This is a genomic window from Megasphaera massiliensis, assembly GCF_000455225.1.
Classification (GTDB): domain Bacteria; phylum Bacillota; class Negativicutes; order Veillonellales; family Megasphaeraceae; genus Megasphaera; species Megasphaera massiliensis.
The window spans coordinates 106,707-111,223 of record NZ_HF954532.1; the positions used below are offsets into that span (position 1 = coordinate 106,707).

At 54.2% G+C, this 4,517-nt stretch carries 4 protein-coding genes and 1 pseudogene; 3 read left to right on the forward strand and 2 right to left on the reverse strand.

Annotated elements, in window-relative coordinates:
- Nucleotides 1–26: 26 nt before the first annotated feature.
- Nucleotides 27–797: an SDR family NAD(P)-dependent oxidoreductase gene (locus tag TX77_RS00615; RefSeq protein WP_044502883.1), complete on the reverse strand. Its 771-nt coding sequence runs from the start codon at nt 795–797 to the stop codon at nt 27–29.
- A gap of 205 nt (nt 798–1,002) precedes the next feature.
- Here TX77_RS00615 and TX77_RS00620 point away from each other — a divergent pair, with 205 nt between their 5' ends.
- The 3 genes from TX77_RS00620 (at nt 1,003) to TX77_RS00630 (ending at nt 4,254) form a co-directional block, all read left to right on the forward strand.
- The gene (locus TX77_RS00620; RefSeq protein WP_230197983.1) at nt 1,003–2,346 is read left to right on the forward strand and encodes an MFS transporter; all 1,344 of its coding nucleotides are present in this window, start codon (nt 1,003–1,005) and stop codon (nt 2,344–2,346) included.
- Nucleotides 2,347–2,358: 12 nt separating this feature from the next.
- Complete coding sequence (locus TX77_RS00625) at nt 2,359–2,787, forward strand: hypothetical protein (RefSeq protein ID WP_044502885.1); 429 nt, start codon at nt 2,359–2,361, stop codon at nt 2,785–2,787.
- A 66-nt stretch (nt 2,788–2,853) separates the two neighbouring features.
- Entirely contained in the window at nt 2,854–4,254 is a 1,401-nt protein-coding gene (locus tag TX77_RS00630) for an FAD-binding oxidoreductase (protein WP_044502886.1), read from the forward strand.
- 74 nt (nt 4,255–4,328) lie between these two features.
- Here TX77_RS00630 and TX77_RS00635 read toward each other — a convergent pair.
- Nucleotides 4,329–4,517, reverse strand: a pseudogene (locus TX77_RS00635) (MFS transporter); the annotation flags it as partial.

Genomic DNA, 4,517 nt, shown 5'->3' on the forward strand with positions numbered 1-4,517 from the left:
TTTTTTTATATTTCGTAAAAAATAGATCAATCACCGTAGGAATACCCGGGATTCAAGGTCACGTTGCGGCCGCCCGAGACCTCGATGACGGCGGCATTCATATACGACGCCTGCTGACTTGCCAGAAAAACGATAGGCCCGGCAATCTCTTCGGGACTGGCAGGCCGGCGCAGGAGACATTCTTTGACCTGCTTTTGAAGTTCATCGGCATCGATGGTTTCAGCAACGAGAGGCGTCAGGGTGAAGCCCGGCATGATTGCCAGAACGCGAATTCCCTTGGCGGCGACTTCCCCGGCCAGGGTATTGGTATAGTTTACGACGGCAGCCTTCATGGCCCCGTAGAGCGTCGCCCGGCCCGAAGTCGCACACCGGGCGGCCAGGGACGATACGTTGATGATGACCCCTCCCTGTTTCTCTAAAAAGGGAATGGCCGCTTGACTGCCCATGACGACGGACTTAAAGTTGACCGCGTAGTGAGCGTCTATTTCGGAAGGCGTATACCAGTCGCCCTGACGGGCAATGGAGGCTCCGACATTATTGACCCACACGTCGATCCGGCCGAAATGAGCATAGACCTGATGGGCAAAGGAAGAAACATCGGCTTCATCAGTCATATCGGCCTGACAGGCAAAGACAGCCTCTCCCAGTGTTTTTACGGTTTCATCGAGAAGTTCCCGACGCCGGCCGCAGACAGCAACCGATGCTCCTTCCTGTAAAAAGGCCTTGGCCGTTGCCAGACCGATGCCGGCCGTACCGCCGGTGACGACGACAACCTTGCCTCGAAGTCCTAAATCCATAGTAAATCCCTCCTTTTTCAACAATTTTTCTTTTACTATACCATAAATCTCCAAGTTCTACATCTCTTATCACGAGAAAAACTTATTTTTCAAAAGGACAAAACAGTTTTATACATTGCGTTTTTTTAATAAAGAATTCACCCTGCCCGCATATACTGGTATAATGTATTTATGACAGTGACATGAGTGAGGTGCAGCGATGACGATGGAAAAGCGTATTTTTTATTCAATTGGCCTGATAAGCTTTGTCGGCCCTTTTCTGTCTACATCGATCAACATCGCCATTCCGGTCATGGCCGACCAATTCAGCACGACACCGGACCGCATGAGCTGGGTCGTCACCTTGTTCCTGATGACGACGGCGGCGTTTCTGCTTCCTTTAGGAAAGGTATCAGACGTCCACGGCAGGCGAAGAACGTACTCTGCCGCCTTGATAGTCCTGGCCTTGTCATCCATCGGGGCTGCCTTGGCCCCGACGCTTCCCATCCTTATCGGACTGAGGGCCCTTCAGGGCATCGCCTTGGCCGGCATCTATGTATCCTATATGCCCCTGCTCTTAGCCACGACCGATGAATCCCGTCAGGGCCACATCATCGGTCAATCCGTCGCTTTGACGTATCTCGGGCTCTCTTTGGGACCTGTCATCGGCGGCGCCTTGACGGAGTTCATCGGCTGGCGCTGTATCTTTCTCTTGGCAGCCGTACTGGTTCTCCTTTCATACCTCTTCATCCGTCCTGTCCAAAAAGAATGGTATGAAAACGGGGCTCCTTTCGTCAATGCCGTCAGCTCGGTCCTGTCGGTCAGCGCCATTCTCTGCACCTTATACGGCCTGTCATCTTTTTCAGACAATAGTGTTTTCTTTTACGCAGGACTCGTCCTTTCGATCATCTTCGTCGTCCACGAAGGCCGGTCTTTTCACCCGCTCCTGCCGCTCTACTTATTTCGCAGCCTGACCTTTTCCATGTCCAACCTGGCTGCCCTCATCCAGTACAGCGCGACCTATGCCGTGTCGTTTCTCTTGTCCCTCTACCTGCAGGTCGTCCTCGGCCTCACGCCGGCGATCTCCGGCGCCGTCTTATTGATCCAGCCCCTGGTCATGGCGATTTTTTCGCCGCGGGCCGGCGATTTATCCGACAAGTACGGACCGCGAGGCATTGCCTCCCTGGGCCTGTTCCTGACCGCACCGGGACTATTGGCCTTCGCCGTCTTCACCGATATCTCCGTCGGTAAGGCAGGCCTGATTTTGGCCCTCATCGGCCTGGGCGCAGCCTTGTTCGGAGCGCCCAACAACAGTGCCATCATGGGCTCGGTCAAAAAGATGCATCACGGCATCGCCTCGAGCGTCCTGGCCTTGTCCCGCAACTTGGGACAAGCCTTCAGCATGGCTGCCGTCACCTTCATCATGACGACCGAAACGGAACAGGCTGCCGTCTACAAGGACGGCGTCCTCAGCGCCTTTCACGTCTCTTTCATCCTGTTGTCTGCCCTTTGCTTTTTCGCCGCAGCCGCCTCATTGGCTCGCGGCAGTTCCATTTCAAAACATCATTAGGAGGTATTTCTTATGAAAAAACAAGTTATCGCAGCTGTCACCATTGCATCCCTGCTCGGTTTTGCCGGCGGCACCGCCGTCCAGGCTTTCAATTTAGGCTCTATCTTAAAGGTAGGCGGCATCACCGTTTTGGTATCGAAATACGGCGACTCCATCAACGATTTTCTCAATAAACTGCTCATGAAGAACGGCGTCGGCACGGATTACGCGACGAAAGTCGTTCCCATCGTCAGTGTCGGCACGGGCAAATACATCGGTGCCGTCCAGGTTGTCGGACCGACGGCTCAGGTCGATAAAGTAAAGGCCGTCGCCCAACTCGAAGCGTCCTTTAACGGCATTGCCCGTGCCAACGCCCTGATCCCGATCGAATCGACGGACGTCAGCAATCTGAGCCGCGTCCAGGGCGTCGGCGTATCGGCAACGATCGACTTTAAATTCTAAAAACCTTCCCTAAGGACGGATGGCGTGGTAGAATAAGACAACACAAATTAAAGGAGGTTCCCTTTTGTGAAAAACTTTCAACCTATTACGCCCGAAATCATTGAAAAGTTAAAGGCCATCACCGGCCCGACATACGTTAAGACCGACCGCGACCTGCTCTTGCAGTACCAGACGGACTACGAAACGAACCCGGCCATGTTCCACGTGCCGGACGCCGCAGTCCTGCCGGCCAATGCCCAAGAAATCTCGGCCATCGTCAAATTGGCAAATGAGTATGACTTTCCCATTACTGTCCGCAGCGGCGGCACGAGTCTTGCCGACGGAGCCATTCCCGTCTGCGGCGGCCTGGTCCTTTGTATGGACCGCCTCAATAAAATCATCGAACTGAACGAAGACGGCATGTACATGACTGTCGAAGCCGGCGTCCGCACGATCGACCTTCAAAACGAAGCAAAAAAAGTCGGCCTCATGTATGCCGGCGACCCGTCGAGCGCCGAAAGCAGCCTCATCGGCGGCAATCTGGCAACCAATGCCGGCGGCCTCCGCGCCGTCCGCTACGGCGTAACCCGCGACCAGGTCTACTGCCTGGAAGTCGTCACCCCGACAGGAGACATCGTCGAATGCGGCCGCATCCTCAAAAAGAGCTCGACCGGCTACGACTTGGAACAGCTCATCATCGGCAGTGAAGGAACGCTCGGCATCATCACCAAGGTGACGGTAAAGCTCATCCCCCTGCCGCCGTACCGCTTCGACGTCCTGGCCGTCTACACCGATCCGCGCAAGGCCCTGCACATGGTCCCCAAGCTGATGAAAGCCGGTATCGATCCGACCAGTGTCGAATACATGGACAACTCGTACGTCCGCGGCTGTGCCGATTACTGCCATTACAAGGACATGCCCCATTACGACGACGGCATTTACGTCATCATCACCGTCGAAACCTTCCAGGAAGACGAATTGGACACCAAAATGGACAAAGTCTGCACGATCTGTGAAGAATCGGGGGCTGTAAACGTCCTCGAAGCCGACGACCGCATTTGGAATATGCGCCGCAACTGCCAGACCTCAGTCGAACTCCAGAGCAAGGTATTCCTGACCGACGACGTCGTCGTACCGGTTCATAAGATTGCCGGAACGATCGAAAAAATCATGGACATCGGTCAAAATTATCCCTTTGAAGTTAAAATCAATGCTCACATCGGCGACGGCAACCTGCACATCGTCCTCTGCAAGATGGATATGAGCGACGAAGAGTGGGACAAAAACGTCGAAGAATTCCATCAACAAGTATACGCCTATGCCTACAGCGTCGGCGGCCGCCTGGCCGGCGAACACGGTATCGGCGCCAAAAAGCTGAAATACATGGAACAGTTCACGCCCAAGGGCGAACTGACCATCATGAAGACCATCAAACGGGCCCTCGACCCGAAGGGTATCTTAAATCCGGGAAAAGTCATCGACGCATAAAAAACTACGGCCTTATGAGGGATTGCTCATAAGGCCGTAGTTTTTTTATGCCCCCATCGTTCCGGCGGCAGCGATTATTCTTTTACGATTTTTAAGGAAATGGCCGCCATGACGACCAAGAGGACCGTGACCAGGCTGAAAGACGCGTACAGCGAATAGGTCCGGCCGATAAAGCCAAGGAGGGCCGGCGCCAAAAGGATGCCGGCGTAGCCGATGGTACTGACCGACGAAACGGCGTCAGAAATAGGCATGACTTTCTGCCG